The organism is Bradyrhizobium sp. AS23.2 (assembly GCF_001908185.1).
Taxonomy (GTDB): Bacteria; Pseudomonadota; Alphaproteobacteria; order Rhizobiales; family Xanthobacteraceae; genus Bradyrhizobium.
In genome coordinates, this window is sequence record NZ_LGHM01000059.1 from 1 (window position 1) to 16359 (window position 16359).

Sequence of the window (16359 nt, forward strand, 5' to 3'; positions counted from 1 at the left end):
ATTCCTTCAAACACCGCTTCTGAGACTGCGAAGAGGATACCGAGCTTCGGTGCCGCGTGATCTGAGAAGTAGATTCTCCGCCATCCGCCGGAGTTCGCGTTTTTACACAGCCAGGGTCAAGAGGCGAAATTCCCGTGCCTTTGGCGCATTTCCGCTTTACCCCAGAAAACAGACATCGACTGTTTATGAGTACACGCCCTAATTGACCTGGGACTTAAGTCAGCTCGTCAATCTAGACTTGATCGCAAGATACTACGGTCCTCGCGCTCTACGTCTCCGCCGTCCTCTCGACATGGCGTGCTCTGGCGCTGATTGGGAAGCGTTGCGACAAGTGCCGAGCGGCGCCGTGCAGGCGGTCGAGGCGCAGTCAGCGAGAGCGTAGTGCTCAGCCTTGCGCATTCAACGGCGGTACGGATGTCGAAGCGCCCCATACATTCGCAACAGCGATGCCTTCCGAAAGGTTAATGGCGTCGGCGCGACGGTCAGTTCGGAATTGGCGATCATCCAATTCTGCGCCTGTTTTGCCCGACGTGTCAAACGTCCTCGCTGGCAGGGCGCAAGCCATGCCGGACGGAATTCTTCAATGATTTGTACTTTGCATGGGGTTGTTTTCGCGTTTTTTGGTGGAGCGTCGCTAGGCAGCGAGCGCCAGAGCATCGGCCGTCAGAGTCCGCATCGATACGGGAACCCCTAAGAGTTTTTATACACAGTTCTGGCACGCTCGCTCGCGTCAAGATCCGCAACCTGCATCGTCGCATCTCATTACGCGCACGAAAAGACGTGAGCTCGCGGGCATCGAGGGGGGCGTTGCTTATGACTGCACTTGCTTCGGACGCCAGTCGCGCCAAGGGTGGGATCGTGCCGATCCTGCTGTGCGTCGTGCCGTTCAGCCAGATTCCGCTCGATGCCTATACGCCAGGCCTGCCGCAAATGGTGGTGGATCTCGCTGCCGATCCGGCCTCGATGCAGAACACGGTCACCGCCTACATGCTCGGCATGAGTCTCGCGCTGGTGCCGGTCGGCATCGCTTCCGACACGCTCGGCCGCCGCAACGTCCTGCTCGCGGGCCTTTCGGTGCTGATCGCGATGAGCATCGCCTGTGCGCTGGCCACCAGTGCATCCCTGCTGCTTGCGCTGCGCTTCCTGCAGGGCATCGGCGGCTGCACCTGCCTCGTGGTCGCCTATGCGGTCGCGGCCGACTGTTTTCGCGGCCGCGAGCTCACGGCGATCTCGGGCCTGCTCGGGGCGGCCTGGGGGCTCGCGCCTGTGCTTGCGCCGGCGGCCGGCGGCTTCATCGTCGAGCTGACGTCCTGGCGCGGAGTCTTCGTCATCATTGCCATCGCCGCGGCAATCGTCGCTGCGATCGTCGTGCTGCTCCTGCCCGAAACGTTGCCCGTGGAGCGGCGAGCGCCGTTCGATCCGCGCCGCACCGCCGGCATTCTGCGCGAGGCGCTTGTTCGCCCGGGCTTCCTGGCGTTCGTGCTGGTCTTTGCCGCGGCGGCCAGCGCGCAACTGGCGTTCGGCGTCGTCGCGCCCTTCTTCTACCAGACCGGCCTTGGTTATTCGGCGGCCATCTACGGTCTCGTCGCGCTCGGCCTTGGCGGGGTGAATCTCGCCGGCGAGCTCGGCTGCGCGCATTTCGCGCGCTTCATGCCGGCCCGCATGCTGGGCTTCGGCGCCTTCGCGCTGTTTCTCGCCGGCGCTGCGGTCCTGGCCGCGACCGGCATGGCTTTCGGCCTCAGCTTTGTGTCGATCACGATCGGCGGTGCGCTGGTGCTCGCCGGCTGCGGAGTCCTGTGCCCAATGATGTACGGCATGGCGCTCGGCCTTTTTGAACGCGACCACGGCCTGATCGGCGGCCTCATCAGTGCGCTCTGCTATCTGGCCGTGAGTGGCGCGATGGCGATCGCGGCGGTGCTGCCTGAAGCGACGCAGGCGCCGATCGGATGGCTTTATCTCGGCCTCAGCGCCGTCGCGGGCACGCTGCTTGCGATCTCGCTACCTGCGGCGCGCCACGCCACACAGACTTAAGGAAGGAACCAATTCATGACCACCGTCGGTATTCGCGGCACATTCTTCGACTTCGTCGACGATCCCTGGAAGCACATCGGCAACGAGCAGGCGGCCGCGCGCTTTCATCAGGACGGACTCATGGTCGTCGCCGATGGCGTCATCAAGGCGTTCGGTCCCTACGAGAAGGTCGCCGCCGCGCATCCTGGCGTCCAGATCACCCGCATCAAGGACCGCATCATCGTCCCGGGCTTCATCGATGGCCACATCCACCTGCCGCAGACCCGTGTGCTCGGCGCCTATGGCGAGCAGCTGCTGCCGTGGCTGCAGATGTGGATCTACCCGGAAGAGCTCAAATACAGGGATCGCAACTACGCGCGCGAGGGCGTGAAGCGCTTTCTCGACGCGCTGCTTGCCGGCGGCACCACCACGTGCCAGGCGTTCACGAGTTCCTCGCCGGTCTCGACCGAGGAGCTGTTCGAGGAAGCAAGCCGCCGCAACATGCGCGTGATCGCGGGCCTCACCGGCATCGATCGCAACGCGCCGGCCGACTATGTCGACACGCCCGAGAACTTCTATCGCGACAGCAAGCGGCTGATCGCGCAGTACCACAACAAGGGCCGCAACCTCTACGCCATCACGCCGCGCTTCGCCTTCGGCGCCTCGCCGGAGCTGTTGAGGGCGTGCCAGCGTCTCAAGCACGAGCATCCGGACTGCTGGGTCAACACCCACATTTCCGAGAACCCGGCAGAATGCCGCGGCGTGCTCGTCGAGCATCCGGACTGCCAGGATTATCTCGGCGTCTACGAGAAGTTCGGCCTCGTCGGTCCGAAATTCTCCGGCGGTCACGGCGTCTATCTCTCGGACAGCGAATTCCGTCGCATGTCGAAGAAGGGCGCCGCGGTGGTGTTCTGTCCGTGCTCGAACCTGTTCCTCGGCAGCGGTCTGTTCCGCCTTGGCCGCGCCACCGATCCGGAGCACCGCGTCAAGATGTCGTTCGGCACTGATGTCGGCGGCGGCAACCGCTTCTCGATGATCAGCGTGCTCGACGACGCCTACAAGGTCGGCATGTGCAACAACACGCTGCTCGATGGCAGCATCGATCCGGTGCGCAAGGATCTCGCCGAGGCCGAGCGCAACAAGCTCTCGCCCTATCGCGGCTTCTGGTCGATCACGCTCGGCGGTGCCGAAGGTCTCTACATCGACGACAAGCTCGGCAATTTCGAGCCCGGCAAGGAGGCCGATTTCGTCGCACTCGATCCGAACGGCGGCCAGGCGGCGCAGCCCTGGCACCAGTCGCTGATCGCCGACGGCAACGGGCCGCGCACGATCGACGAGGCCGCAAGCATGCTGTTCGCCGTCATGATGGTCGGCGACGATCGCTGCGTCGACGAGACATGGGTGATGGGCAAGCGTCTCTACAAGAAGAGCTGAAGCGGACGGCTGCGATGAGCGCATCTCCTGACACGGCCGGCCAGCCGGTCGCCCTCGTCATCCAGCGGCGCATCACTGATGACGGCTTCGCCGCGTTCGCGCGGTGGAACGGCGAGGTGAGCGAGGTGCTCAAGACGTGGCCCGGCTTCCTGGGGCAGGAGGTGGTGCCGCCGCAGCCGCCGGCGCATGTGGACTGGGTGACGATCCTGCGCTTCGCGAGCCCGGCTGCGGCCCGTGCCTGGCTCCAGAGCGATGTGCGCGCGCGGCTGATCGCAGAGGTCCAGCGCTTCTTCGTCGGTTCGGAGGACGTCCATATCCTGCCCGATACCGGCGTGGAGCGCGACAGCGCGGTCTCCGCAGTGATCTCGTTCAAGGTGCCCGATGGGCTCGAGGATGCGTTCCTGAAATGGCAGCAGCGCATCCAGGCCGCGGAGGCCGAGTTCAGGGGGTTCTTGCGCCACAAGATCGAGCGGCCGATTCCGGGCCTGCACGACGAATGGATCATCATCCTGTCGTTCGACTGCGATGCCAACCTCAATGCATGGCTCGACTCGCCCTTGCGACAGACGCTGCTCGAGGAGGGCGCGCGCTTCAACGCCGGCATGAACGTGAAGCGGGCGAGCTACGGCTTCAATTTCTGGTTCCCGGCCGGCAAGGTTCAGGCTCCGGAGCAAACCCCTGGCCTGATCTGGAAGAGCAACCTCATTGTCCTCCTGGTGCTCTATCCCGTGGTCTTCCTCTGGGGCTATTTCGTCAGCGCGCCGCTGATCGATAGCCATGGCGTGCCGGTCTGGCTGTCGCTGTTCGTTGGCAATCTCGTGAGCACACAGCTGCTCGGCTGGTGGCTTGTGCCCGCCGCATTCAGGTCGCTCGCCTGGTGGATCGCGCCGAAGGCCACGCTCGGCCGCCAGATCGCGGGATACGCAATTCTTGCCGCGCTCTATGCCGGGTCGATGGTTCTGTACGCGCTGCTGCTTGCGTGGCATTGGGGGCGGTGAGGCCGCCCACCGTTGAGGTGCAGACGGGGAGAGGATAGCTCTCGGCTGGTCGACGGCGGCCTCCAGACTGCTGGACAATTGACGATCATGTTCGCCCTGACATTTCTCGGAACCTCGGCCAGCGTTCCCTCGGCGGAGCGCAACCATCCGGCTCTCCTCGTGGAGGCGGCGGCCAAGCGCATCCTGGTTGATTGCGGCGAAGGCACGCAGCGCCAGTTGCTGCGCAGCGGCGCCGGCTTTCGGCGGCTTGACCGTATCCTGCTGACGCATGGTCATCTCGATCACGTGCTCGGCATCCCCGGCCTCTTTTCAACGTTGGGATTGCGGCAACGCTCCGACGCGATGACCGTTCACGCGGGGCCAGGCACGCTCGACGTCGTCGTCCGAATGCTCGCGGGCCTCTGGGGTGCGGGCAGAGCGCCGATCGCGGTCGAGTTCGCGCCGCTGACCGAAGGACGGGTCGTCGATGCCGGTGAATTCACCATCGACTGTTTTCCAGTCCGTCACCGCGACACCGATAGTTTTGGTTTCGCCTTCCAAAGCCTCGCTCGCCGCCATCTTCAGCCGGAGTGCCTCGCGTCGCTCAGTGTTCCCGACGGTCCCGTGCGCGGAGAACTGGCCGCAGGACGACCGGTCGTGATCGCTGGCCGAATGATCGATCCGGAAGACGTCCTGGGGCCGCCGAGCGGCGGCAGGAAGCTGGTCGTGATCGGCGACACCGAAACCACCGATGGGCTATCCAAATACGTTACTGATGCCGATGTGCTGGTGATCGAGGCGACGTTCCTCGATCGCGACGCTGTCACCGCGCGGGATTATGGCCATCTCACTGCGGCAGAGGCGGCTTCCCTTGCTGCCGCGAACCACGTCAAGGAGCTCGTGCTCACTCACCAGTCGGGTCGCTATGATGACCAAGAGGTTCTGGCCGAGGCGGCAAAGATATTCCCGAACAGCCGGATCGCTGCCGATTTCGATCGGATCGTTGTTTAGGCGGCGCGCTCAGCTCGACGGGCCCGATTTGATTGCGTGGGCCTGAACCTCGCGCGAAGCCGCGAATACAAGCTGGCGTACAAAGCGACGGCGGCGGGACAAAGCCGCCGAACTCGCGTTCGAGCAACCCGGCGAGCGCGATCGTTGTGCGGTCCTCCAGATACGGCCCGATGATCTGCACGCCGATTGGCAGGCCCGACGGCGACCGATCGATTGGAACGGCAGTCGCCGGGAGACCGCAGGTCGACGCCGGATCTGCCCAGATGAAGCAGGAATCGGCGTAGGGGTGCGCCTTGCCGTCGACGTCGAGTTGACGCGCATCAAACGGCTCGGAATGGTCGTGCGGGAAGGCCGGCACGGCGGCGGCTGGGTAGATGACTGCGTCGTAGTCGCGGAACAGCGCGTGCCATTGCTGTGGGAGCCGCAGGCGTATCGCATCGGTTGCCAGCCACTCTCGATGAATCATGGCCCAGCCGCGTGTGCGTTCGGCCTGCAGGCTGCGGTCGTCCGGCGCCAGGGCGGCGGCCAGTCCCTGCGCCTCGGCGAGGGCCTCCGGTGTCAGGCGTGGGCTGCGGGCTGCGTTCAACAGCTTCATGTAGAGACGCGCGGATTCCGCAAGATCGGGTAGCGCCGCGCTTGAGCGTGCGACCTTCGCGCCTGACTTCTCGAGCCGGCTGGCCAGTCGCCCGATGGCCGAACGCACGGCTTCACCCGTCGGCATCAGCGGATGGGTATCGATGACGAGGATCCTGAAGTCCTTGAGATTGTCATGCCGGGGCGCGGGCAGGGCAAGGCGATAGCCGATGCCGTCACGCGCTTCGTCCGGGCCGGCGATCACGTCGAGCGACAATGCGAGGTCGGAGGCGTAGCGCGCCATCGGTCCAATCACGGCAAGGTCGCCCTGGCCTGGAACGGGTGGCGCCGGCGGCAGGCTGTATCCCCGCAACGGGACCAAGCCGAGGCTCGGCTTGTGTCCGAAGACGCCGCAGAAATGTGCGGGCACACGGATCGAGCCGCCAATGTCCGAACCGATCGAGAGCGGACCGAACCCCGCGGCCAGGGCCGCTCCGCATCCGCCCGAGGAGCCTCCGGGCGAACGCCCGAGGTCCCAAGGGTTGTTCGTGGTCCCGTAAATCTCGTTGTAGCTCTGGAAATCCCTGAGACCGATCGGGATATTGGTCTTGCCGATGATGATTGCGCCCGCCGCCTTCAGCCGGGAGACGATCAGCGCATCCTCTGCCGGCTGGAAATCCCTGAAATGCGGAAAGCCCCAGGTGGTTGGCAGGCCCGCGACGTTGAAGGGCTCCTTCAGTGTCACGGGTATGCCGAGGAGGGGCCGTCGCTCGCCGCGACCAAGCGCGGCATCGGCGGCTCGCGCTGCCTCTCTTGCGCGATCAAAATCGCGAACGACGATGGCGTTGATCTCTCGATCCAGCGCCTCGATTCGCGCAATCGTGTACTCGAGCAACTCCGATGCCGACATCTTGCGCGCGAGCAAGGCGCCGAGCAGTGCGCCGATCGAGCCGTAATCCAGGTCAGGGACGTCTGCGGGTAATCCTCGCTGCATCGCGATCTCCATCGTATCCCATTGCGGCGTCGCGGTTGCCATGACCGCAAGCTGATGTCGGTGTCTAGCACGCGGCTTCGACGATCGGGCAGGTGACGCAATGCGAGCGATGCCCTCCACGACATCCTGGCGCATCGCCAGAATCTCCTTCGGCAGTTGGTATCGGTCACCGGTGTCGTCCCGAGGCAGGCCATCGCGCAGGTCAGCAAGGAGATCACGATCATCGAAACCGGCCTCGCCACGGTCGCACCGGAACAGGCCTGACAGGCCTGTCCCTGGCCTCGCCGCCGGGTTCACAGGCCAGTGCACCGCAGCGCTTGCCAGCCCAAGGCCGAGCAGGTAGAACGCTGCCACGCCTGAGCCGTGATTTGCGCCAAACGCGCTTCCGGCCGGAGCCGAACAAGTCAGTAAGCCATTGAATTTGTTTGGCTATTCCGTTGGGGAATGGTGTAACGGTAGCACAACAGACTCTGACTCTGTTTGTCTTGGTTCGAATCCAGGTTCCCCAGCCAGAACACCGTTCTGCCAGTTAGATCAATAACTTATAGCGGTCCAGGGCAGTCGAAAACGGTGCCACTCGTAACCGCTTTTCGGCATCACCCCGCGTAACCGGACTCATTATCGCCACAATTATCCCACATCATATTCTTGCGTTGTCGGATTAGATTCCGAAACAAAGTTGCACACAGAGACCCGCTCCTTCGCTCGCCTTACCGGCGGGCCAACCTCTCTGTGTTGTCCTTTTGTCGATCGCGTCCCGTTTCAAATCCCTTCTCGGTATCGAGACCAAAGCCGCCTCTGGCATCTCCTCGCCAGAGCCGTGGCTGTTCGACCTGTTCGGCGCGAGGCCGACGCTGGCAGGCGTGACCGTCACGCCCTACACGGCCATGACGTGCGCACCAGTCGCGTGCGCGGTGCGCTCGATCAGTGAGGCGGCCGGTTCTCTTCCCCTTCACGTTTACAAGCGGCTCCCGGATGGCGGCAAAGAGAAGGCCACCGACCATCCGCTTTATGCGCTGCTCCACGACGCGCCGAACGCCTGGACGCCGGCCGCGCTGTTTCGCACCCAGCTCATGGCCGATGCGCTGTTGCAGCCGCATGGCGGCTTCGCGCTGATCAATCGCGTTGATGGCGGCAAGCCCGCTGAACTGATCCGGCTCGACCCGCGCACGCTCCCCGTTGCCGTCGACTACAGCGATCCCGAACCGACATACAAACTTAACAGCCGCGAGATCCCGGCAGCGGACATCATCCACATTCCGACCCCGGCCTATGACCCCTCGCTCGGTCTAGTCGGCGAGGGCAGGGACGCCATCGCGCTCGCCCTCGTGCTTGAACGCCATGCATCGCGCCTCTTTGGCAACGCCGCACGCCCCAGCGGCGTGTTGAGCCTCAAGGGCACCATAGCGGAACCAACCCTGGTGGCGGCAAAGGCCGCTTGGCAGGCATCGCAGGGCGGCGACAAGGCCGGCGGCACCGCCGTTCTTCCCGCCGACGCATCTTGGCAACCACTCACGTTCAACAGCGTCGATTCTCAGTTCCTCGAAATGCGGACGTATGCAGTCGCTGAGATCGCGCGATTGTTTCGCGTGCCGCTCCACCTGCTGATGCAGGTCGATCGCGCCCAGCCCCGCTCGATTGAATCGATCGGCCAAGAATTCCTTTCGCAAGCTTTGTTGCCCCGGCTGAAGTCCTTCGAGCAAGAGCTTGAGTTGAAGCTTCTGACGCCGGAAGAGCGCAAACAGTATGCGATCGAATTCAACATCGATGGCTTCGCCCGCGCCGACCTGCAAGCGCGAGCCAACGCGCTTAGCGTCGCGGTATCCGCACGCATTTTGAATCCGAACGAAGCGCGCCAGATCGGCTTCGGCCTGCCTGCTTACGAAGGCGGCGACGTGTTCGAAAACTTCAACACGTCATCTGCACATGCCGGCGGCGCGCTCAATGCTGGCAACAACAATAGTCAAGAGGCCGCCTGATGCTTCGCACCGTTCATCTCCATGGCAAGCTCGCCAAAGACTTCGGCGCGTCCCATCGCTTTGACGTGATGACGGCCGGCGAAGCGTTGCGCGCGCTCAATTGTGCGTTTCCAGGTCGTTTCGTGAAGGCGATTGAAGAGGGCTATTACAAGATCGTGCGCGGCGACAAGCGCAACGGAATGCAGCTCGACCTCGATCTCGTGAACCAGTTCAACCTCGGTCTCGCTGATCTTCACATCATCCCGGTCGCGAAAGGCGCCTCATCCAACACGGCAAAAGGCACCACCAAGATCGTTCTCGGCGCTGCTCTTGTCGGCGGCGCAATCTTCCTTTCCGGGGGCATGCTCGCAGCGCCCATCAGCGCGCTTAGCGGCGTTCCGCTCGTCGGTGGCATGAGCTACGGCACCGTGGCAGCGCTTGGCCTTGGCCTCGCACTGTCTGGAGCGTCAACGCTGCTCGCGAAGCCTGCCGGTCAGGAGACACAAGCGTCCAACGGCCTCAACGTGAACGGCGGCAACATCGGCAATTCCGGCCAGCAAGGGAATGCGATCCCTCTGATCTACGGCGAGTGCATGGTCGGCTCTACGCCGATCGAAGTGTGGTCCGACGTTGAGGACATCAGCGTCTATGCGGACAGCGCCGGCTCGATCGAAACCGCATTCGGGGAGGCCGGCTGATGGCTGATCTCTCCTATACCGCGTTCTTTGGTGACGGCGAACACACGTTCCACCTTACCAACCCCATGGTTGAAGAGCTTGAAAAGAAGTGCGGCCCCATCGGCGCGCTCAGCAATCGCATGTTCGCGCGTTCCTTCAGCCAATCCGACCTCGCCGAGGTCATTAGGTATGCGCTGATCGGCGGCAACATCACACCGACGCGGACATAATAGGACGTGCGACCAGGACGTTTTTGGATGTTCGTAGCGATCGACATTCGAGTCCTCGTAACCGTGACTCGTAACCACTACTCGTAACCAATCAGCGTGAAAAGGCGTTCTCTTTCATGCTGTTATTGAAATCGTTGATTTTTTTCTGGGGGTTCTCAGGGTCCAGGTTCCCCAGCCAGCTCCAGGCACTGTTCCCAGGGCGCCCGGGCGTTTTCCCCGGACAAGATTGCCGCCATCGCCATCCGGACTGCACGGCGCCGTGGTTTGACGTGCCGCCGTTCGCGACGGTTTGCCTCATCTCGAAATCGGCTTCGCGGGTCGGATCGGCGCGGGCCGGATCGTCCTTGGGACACACAACCCAAGGAGATCCGTGATGCCTTATGTCGATGGTTTCGTGCTCGCCGTGCCGAAGGACAAGATCGAGGCCTACAAGGCGCTGGCGCGAATGGCCTGCGCGGTGTGGATGGAGCACGGCGCGCTCGACTATGTCGAATGCATCGGTGACGACGTTCCCTATGGCGAACTCACCTCGTTTCCGCGCGCGGTGATGGCGAAGGAGGATGAGGTCGTGGTGTTTTCCTGGATCGTCTACCGCGACCGGGAGACCCGCGATGCCGTCAACAAGAAGGTAATGGCCGATGCGCGGTTCAAGGGCGCCGACATGCCCTTCGACGGCAAGCGCATGATCTATGGCGGCTTCACGATGCTGCTGAGGGCCAGCGACGCGACGGGCTGACGGCGGCGACTGTCGGCAGTAAACGGCGCGGCTTGTAGCCCGGATCGAGCGCAAGCGAAATCCGGGTCCGCGCCGTCCCGCATTTCTCTCGCGCTCCACGCGGGCCGCGAGTCCCTGCCTTGCCCGCCTTATTGCGGAAAACGCCGGCGCAGTTGTCCTTCCCATATTGAACGACGCAAGATTGAGCGCTGCCGGCGCCCGGCGCGTTCGCTGCTTCTATGCAGCATCGTGGCAAGCCGTCTCACCTTGCCGGTATTCGGCTGGCATGCCATCCTCTCGTCCGCCAGGCATAATCAAACGGAAGCGGGCGCCCGCCACAGCTTCCAAAAAACCTTGGTCGGGGAAACCCTTTGGGAGGTCTGATTTCATGAATTTGAAGCACGTCACCGGGCTGCTTTGCGCGGCCGCGATGTCGCTTGCGTTTGCCTCAGGCGCGCAGGCCCAGGACAAGGTCGTCAAGATCGGCGTGATCATGCCGATGTCCGGCGGCACCGCCTCAATCGGGGCGCATGCCAAGGCGGCGCTCGACGTTGCCACCGACATCATCAACAACGCCCACCCCGAACTCGGCAGTTTCCCGCTGGCCAAGAACGCCGGCCTTGCTGGCCTCGGCGGCGCCAAGGTCGAGGTGGTCATCGCCGACAACCAGGGCAATCCCGCAACAGGCCAGAACCAGGCGCTGCGTCTGATCACGGAAGAGAAGGTGGCGGCCGTGTTCGGCGCCTATCAGTCCGGCATCACCCTGACATCGAGCGCGATCGCCGAGAAATACGGCGTGCCCTATCTCAATTCCGAGTCGGTCGCCGCCAATCTCACCGAGCGTGGCTTCAAATGGTTCTTCCGCACCACGCCGATCGCGACCGATTTCGCCAAGATCTATGTCGACTTCCTCGCCGACATCAAGGCGCAGGGCGCCAGGACCGACAGCGTCGCGCTGGTCCATGACAACACCGAATACGGAACTTCGGTCGCCAACACGATTGCCGGCGCCTTCAAGGAGAAGGGCCAGCCGATCGCGCTCGACGTCGCCTATCCCGTCAATGCGACCGACGTGCAGGGCCAGGTGCTCCAGCTCAAGGACAAGAAGCCCGACGTCGTCATCATGATCAGCTACACGTCGGACGCGATCCTGTTCGCCAAGACCATGCAGTCGCTCGACTACAAGCCGGCCGTGCTGCTGGCCGACGACGCCGGCTACTCCGACCCGTCCTTCACCAAGGCGGTCGGCAAGATTTCGCAAGGCGTCTTCAATCGCTCGTCCTGGGTCGTGGGCCCGTCCGGCTCGCCGTCCGCCATCATCGCCGGCATGTACAAGAAGAAGAGCGGCGAGGACATGGATGACACGGTGGCGCGGCAGATGCAGGGCTTCTTCGTGCTGGCCGAGGCTATCGATCGCGCCGGCTCGACCGACCCGGCCAAGATCCAGGCCGCGTTGAAGGCGACGGACCTGAAGCCCGATCAGCTCATGATCGGCTACAAGGGCGTGAAGTTCGACGACAAGGGCCAGAACATCCTGGCGTCCGGCGCCATCATCCAGCTTCAGGATGGCGAGAACTATGTCGCGGTGTGGCCGAAGGCCAATGCCGAGAAGGCACCGGTGCTGCCCTACAGGGGCTGGTGAGATTGTTTGAAGGCGGGGCCACATGCCCCGCCTTTTTTGCAAATTTGATCAGAGCAACGCAGCTCATGTCCTTTGTTCTCGTGCAGGTGATTGTCGGCGGGCTTCTGCTTGGCGCCGTCTACGCCTTGTTTTCGTCGGGCCTTACGTTGGTGTGGGGCATGATGAACATCGTCAATTTCGCGCATGGCGACCTCGTCATGCTCGGCATGTACGTCGCCTATGTCGTCTACACCCTGATGGGGGGAGGGCCGATCCTCGGCGCGCCGCTGGCGACGCTGGTGCTCGCGACCGTCGGCGTCGTGGTCTATTTCGCCCTGATCCGCGACATCATGAAAGGGCCGATGCTGGCGCAGATCCTCGGCACCTTCGGGCTCGCGCTGCTGCTGCGCTATTCCGTGTTCTGGTGGTTCGGCGCCAACTTCCTGTCGATGCCGCCAAACATCGTTGGCGGCACGTATGCATTTGCCGGCCTGCGCGTCGAGGCCTCGCGGCTCCTTGCCGGCGTCGTCGCGCTGCTGGTGACATTCGGACTGCATCTTCTCCTGACGCGCACTTCGCTCGGCTCCAAGATGCTGGCGGTAGCGGAGGATGCGACCGCCGCCCAGCTCATGGGCATTCGCCCCGACACCATGCAGGCGATCGCCTGGGCGATCGCGGCCGGTGCCACCGGCCTTGCCGGCGCGCTGATCGCGAACTTCTTCTACATCGTGCCGACGGTCGGTGAGACGCTCGGCATCGTGGCCTTCGTCACGGTGTCGCTCGGCGGCTTCGGCAGCGTGCCCGGCGCGCTCGTCGCGGGCCTGCTGATCGGCGTCATCGAGTCGCTCTCCGGCTATCTGATCGGCGCGGTCTACAAGGACATCGTCGTCTATCTCCTGTTCCTTTTCTTCCTCTGGTTCCGGCCGCAAGGCCTGATGGGTAAGTCCTGATGGGGAAGATGTGATGCGGCGCCTGATCTGGCTTTCGGTCATCGCAGCGGTCGCGATTGCCTATCCGCTGCTGCTGTCCTCGCCGTTCCAGCAGCGACTGGGCGCGCTGGTGCTGCTCTATGCGATCGCAGCATCCGCCTGGAACATCGTCGGCGGCTATGCCGGCCAGGTCTCGGTCGGCCATGTCGTGTTCTTCGGCTGCGGCGCCTATGCCGCGATGGGCTCCTACGCAAAATTCGGCCTGTCGCCGCTGTTCGGCATTCCCGGCGGGATCGTGCTCGCGGTCGGGCTTGCCGCGATCGTCGGGGTGCCGACGCTGCGGCTGTCGGGCCATTACTTCAGCATGGCGACGATCGCGGTGGCCGAGACCATGCGGCTGATCGTCACCAACACCGAATGGCTCGGTGCGGCCGTCGGCCTCTCGGGCCCCGCCGTGCCGCGCAACATCTTCGATCTCTCGTTCCTGTCGTCGCTGCCGTACTACTATCTCTTCCTCGTCATCCTCGCGATCACGCTGTTCATCACCTGGTGGATGACCAACAGCCGGATGGGATTTTACCTGCGCGCGATCAAGGATTCCGAGCGGGCCGCGCGCTCGCTCGGCGCGCCTGCCAGCCGCACCAAGCTCTACGCGTTCATGCTGAGCGCGGCGCTGACCAGCGTTGCCGGCGCGCTCTATGCAATGATGTTCGGCTTCGTCGATCCCGAGTCCGGCCTCGGCATCCTGATCTCGGTGAAAATCCTGATCATGGCGGCGCTGGGCGGAGCAGGGCTGCTGTTCGGGCCGCTGGTGGGCGCAGCGATCCTCGTGCCGCTGGAGGAGATCTCCAACAGTTGGCTCGGCGGCAAGGGCGCCGGGCTTACCTTCGTGGTCTATGGCGCGATCATCGTGGTGATCGCGCGCTTCCAGCCGGGCGGCCTGCTCAGCCTGTTCACGCGGCGCAGCAAGCCCAAATCTGACACGGGAGCGGGCCATGCTCCTTGAGGCGCGCGGGATCACAAAGGCGTTCGGCAGCTTCAGGGCGGTCGACGATGCGTCCGTAACGCTGGAGCAGGGTGACATTCTCGGCCTGATCGGGCCGAACGGCGCGGGCAAGTCCACCTTCTTCAATTGCCTCACCGGCGACCTCAAGACCACCTCGGGCCGCGTGCTGTTCGAGGGGAGCGACATCACCGACTTCACGCCGGAGCAGCGCGCCGGGCTTGGGCTCGCCCGCACCTTCCAGGTGCCGCAGACCTTTGAGGGCATGACGGTGCTCGAGAACGTCATGATCGGCGCTTTCCTGCGCACCTCGCATCGCACCGAGGCCGAGACCTGGGCGCGTGCGGTGCTGGGGCGCGTCGGCATGAGCCGGCTTGCGGATGCGCCGGCGCGCTCGCTCGGCACGCCGGGCCGCAAGCGGCTGGAGATTGCGCGGGCGCTGGCGACCGAGCCAAAGGTGCTGCTGCTCGACGAGGCCATGGCGGGCCTTAACGCCAACGAGGTGAAGCTCGCCATCGATCTCGTGCGCGACATTCATCGCTCCGGCATCACGCTCGTCATCGTCGAGCACATTATGGAAGTGATCATGTCGCTCGCAAGCCGGGTGATGGTATTCCACCAGGGCAAGGAGATCGCCCGCGGCTCGCCGCGCGAGGTCACCTCCAACCCCGCCGTGATCGCCGCCTATCTCGGCACCCGTGCCGCGAAGGCGGTGGCCGGCCACACGCCGGTCGAGCTGATGGGCGGGCCGGACCTATGAGCGGGGCGCTCCTCAGGATCGAGCACCTCGAGGTGCGCTACGGCGACCTCATCGGTGTCTCCGACATGTCGCTCGAGGTGCCGGAAGGCAGCGTCGTTGCGCTGCTCGGCTCCAATGGCGGTGGCAAGACCACGACGCTGAACGCGATCGCCGGCCTCATTCCCGTGCATTCCGGATCGATCAGCTTCCGCGGCGAGGACATCGTGGGCCAGAAGGCCTTTTCGATCGTACGCAAGGGGCTGGCGCTGTCGCCGGAAGGCTGGCGTCTGTTCGTGCAGCAGAGCGTCGAGAACAATCTGATGCTCGGCGCAACGCCGCTGCACGACAAGTCGCGCCACGCCACGCTGCTCGAACGCGTCTACGAGATATTTCCGCGGTTGAAGGAGCGCCGCAACCAGCGCGCCGGCACCATGTCCGGCGGCGAGCGGCAGATGCTCGCGGTCGGCCGCGCGCTGATGAGCGACCCGAAACTGCTGATGCTGGATGAGCCCTCGCTCGGCCTCGCGCCGGCAGTGGTCGAGTCCATGTACGAAACCTTCGGCCGTCTGCATCGCGAGGGCCTGACCATCCTGCTCGCCGAGCAGTCGATCGAGCTCGCGCTGGAGGCGTCGGATTTCGCCACCGTGCTCCAGGTCGGCAAGAGCGTGCTGTCAGGCACGGCGGCTGCGCTCGCCGAAGACCCGCAGGTGCAGAAGGCCTATCTCGGGGTAGGGTGATCGACCTCCGCCTGAAGCAGCCGCAACAGGCAATTGGCGAGCCGCGTCTCCATCTCTTTCGATCGAAGCGAGAGCGGGCCGGGATCGTTGAGGATCGAATTCACCAGCGTGCCAAGCACGACCTGGAAGCCGAATGCGATGGTGCGCTTCTTGGCGGTCGTGCGACCCTTGCCCATCGCCGGCAGCAGGACAGGGGTGGCGCGCTCGGTGGTGGCGCGGGCGAGGGCCTTGAACGGCGTCCATTTGTCCGGGCGGGTGTCGTCGTGCTGAAGCGCGGCGCGCAGCACGCCCTCGTGATTGCGCATCCAGACGATGATGCCAGTGACGACGATCTGGCAGAGTTCGTCGAGGCCGGCATTTTTCGATGCGGCGCTTCCGGTTTCCTTGAGCCGCTGCTCGCCATCGCGCGCGGCGAGCGCCATCAGCGCGTTGAAATAGGCCTCCTTGCTCTCGAAGCGGCTGTAGAAGGCGCCGACGGTGGCCCCGACTTCAGCGCAGAGCGTCTCGATCGAGAGTTCGGCAAGGCTTCGCGTCCTCAGCATGTCGGCGCCGGCGCGCAGCAGCGCCAGCGTCGTCTCCCGGCTGCGCTTCTGGCGCGAGGGGGCGACGCCCGGCAGGTCGAAATCAGGAAGCTCCCGTTCCTCAGACACTGGCGGCATCAGTGCTTGCATCCTCCCAAAATTATAATCATAATTCGGATTATAATTTAGGCCTAGGACAGGGGGCGGGTCAACCGCGGCCCTTCACCGGC

General features: G+C 64.0%; 14 protein-coding genes, 1 tRNA gene and 1 pseudogene. 14 read left to right on the forward strand and 2 right to left on the reverse strand.

The features are described 5' to 3' along the window. Positions 1 to 813 precede the first annotated feature (813 nt). From AC630_RS14125 to rnz, 4 genes are all read left to right on the forward strand, one after another. Positions 814 to 2031, forward strand: a complete 1218-nt coding sequence (locus tag AC630_RS14125; protein WP_074119126.1) for a multidrug effflux MFS transporter — start codon at positions 814 to 816, stop codon at positions 2029 to 2031. Between the two features lie 15 nt (positions 2032 to 2046). After that, a complete protein-coding gene (guaD, locus tag AC630_RS14130; protein ID WP_074119127.1) occupies positions 2047 to 3444 on the forward strand; it encodes a guanine deaminase in 1398 nt (465 codons plus the stop codon). 14 nt (positions 3445 to 3458) lie between these two features. Beyond that, positions 3459 to 4442 (forward strand): putative antibiotic biosynthesis monooxygenase, encoded by a 984-nt coding sequence (locus AC630_RS14135; protein WP_074119128.1) that lies wholly within the window; start codon positions 3459 to 3461, stop codon positions 4440 to 4442. Positions 4443 to 4529: 87 nt separating this feature from the next. Further along, on the forward strand, positions 4530 to 5432 hold the full coding sequence (gene rnz / locus AC630_RS14140; protein WP_074119129.1) for a ribonuclease Z: 903 nt from the start codon (positions 4530 to 4532) through the stop codon (positions 5430 to 5432). An 82-nt stretch (positions 5433 to 5514) separates the two neighbouring features. Here the strand turns inward: rnz and AC630_RS14145 are convergent. Continuing rightward, positions 5515 to 6999, reverse strand: a pseudogene (locus AC630_RS14145) (amidase); the annotation flags it as partial. A gap of 438 nt (positions 7000 to 7437) precedes the next feature. On the opposite strand from AC630_RS14145, the gene AC630_RS14155 reads away from it, so the two are divergent. The 10 genes from AC630_RS14155 to AC630_RS14200 all read left to right on the forward strand — a co-directional run bounded on the left by AC630_RS14155 (position 7438) and on the right by AC630_RS14200 (position 15608). Beyond that, a tRNA-Gln gene (locus AC630_RS14155) sits at positions 7438 to 7511 on the forward strand. A gap of 231 nt (positions 7512 to 7742) precedes the next feature. Then, entirely contained in the window at positions 7743 to 8978 is a 1236-nt protein-coding gene (locus AC630_RS14160) for a phage portal protein (RefSeq protein WP_083636263.1), read from the forward strand. Then, positions 8978 to 9655 carry a tail assembly protein gene (locus AC630_RS14165; RefSeq protein ID WP_074119130.1) on the forward strand — a complete coding sequence of 226 codons (678 nt, stop codon included), beginning with the start codon at positions 8978 to 8980 and terminating at the stop codon, positions 9653 to 9655. Before AC630_RS14160 ends, AC630_RS14165 begins: the two co-directional genes overlap by 1 nt. Further along, on the forward strand, positions 9655 to 9864 hold the full coding sequence (locus AC630_RS14170) for a gene transfer agent family protein (protein WP_074119131.1): 210 nt from the start codon (positions 9655 to 9657) through the stop codon (positions 9862 to 9864). The genes AC630_RS14165 and AC630_RS14170 overlap by 1 nt, the downstream gene beginning before the upstream one ends. A gap of 373 nt (positions 9865 to 10237) precedes the next feature. After that, positions 10238 to 10600: a DUF1428 domain-containing protein gene (locus AC630_RS14175; RefSeq protein WP_074119132.1), complete on the forward strand. Its 363-nt coding sequence runs from the start codon at positions 10238 to 10240 to the stop codon at positions 10598 to 10600. A gap of 367 nt (positions 10601 to 10967) precedes the next feature. Further along, the gene (locus AC630_RS14180; RefSeq protein WP_074119133.1) at positions 10968 to 12221 is read left to right on the forward strand and encodes an ABC transporter substrate-binding protein; all 1254 of its coding nucleotides are present in this window, start codon (positions 10968 to 10970) and stop codon (positions 12219 to 12221) included. A gap of 65 nt (positions 12222 to 12286) precedes the next feature. Beyond that, positions 12287 to 13150 carry a branched-chain amino acid ABC transporter permease gene (locus tag AC630_RS14185; protein ID WP_074119134.1) on the forward strand — a complete coding sequence of 288 codons (864 nt, stop codon included), beginning with the start codon at positions 12287 to 12289 and terminating at the stop codon, positions 13148 to 13150. A 13-nt stretch (positions 13151 to 13163) separates the two neighbouring features. Next, positions 13164 to 14135 carry a branched-chain amino acid ABC transporter permease gene (locus AC630_RS14190; RefSeq protein ID WP_074119135.1) on the forward strand — a complete coding sequence of 324 codons (972 nt, stop codon included), beginning with the start codon at positions 13164 to 13166 and terminating at the stop codon, positions 14133 to 14135. After that, a complete protein-coding gene (locus AC630_RS14195; RefSeq protein WP_074119136.1) occupies positions 14125 to 14892 on the forward strand; it encodes an ABC transporter ATP-binding protein in 768 nt (255 codons plus the stop codon). The genes AC630_RS14190 and AC630_RS14195 overlap by 11 nt, the downstream gene beginning before the upstream one ends. After that, positions 14889 to 15608 (forward strand): ABC transporter ATP-binding protein, encoded by a 720-nt coding sequence (locus AC630_RS14200; RefSeq protein ID WP_074119137.1) that lies wholly within the window; start codon positions 14889 to 14891, stop codon positions 15606 to 15608. Before AC630_RS14195 ends, AC630_RS14200 begins: the two co-directional genes overlap by 4 nt. On the opposite strand, the gene AC630_RS14205 is transcribed toward AC630_RS14200, so the two are convergent. Beyond that, positions 15590 to 16267, reverse strand: a complete 678-nt coding sequence (locus tag AC630_RS14205) for a TetR/AcrR family transcriptional regulator (RefSeq protein ID WP_074119145.1) — start codon at positions 16265 to 16267, stop codon at positions 15590 to 15592. The two genes, AC630_RS14200 and AC630_RS14205, sit on opposite strands and share 19 nt — an antisense overlap. Between the last annotated feature and the right edge of the window lie 92 nt (positions 16268 to 16359).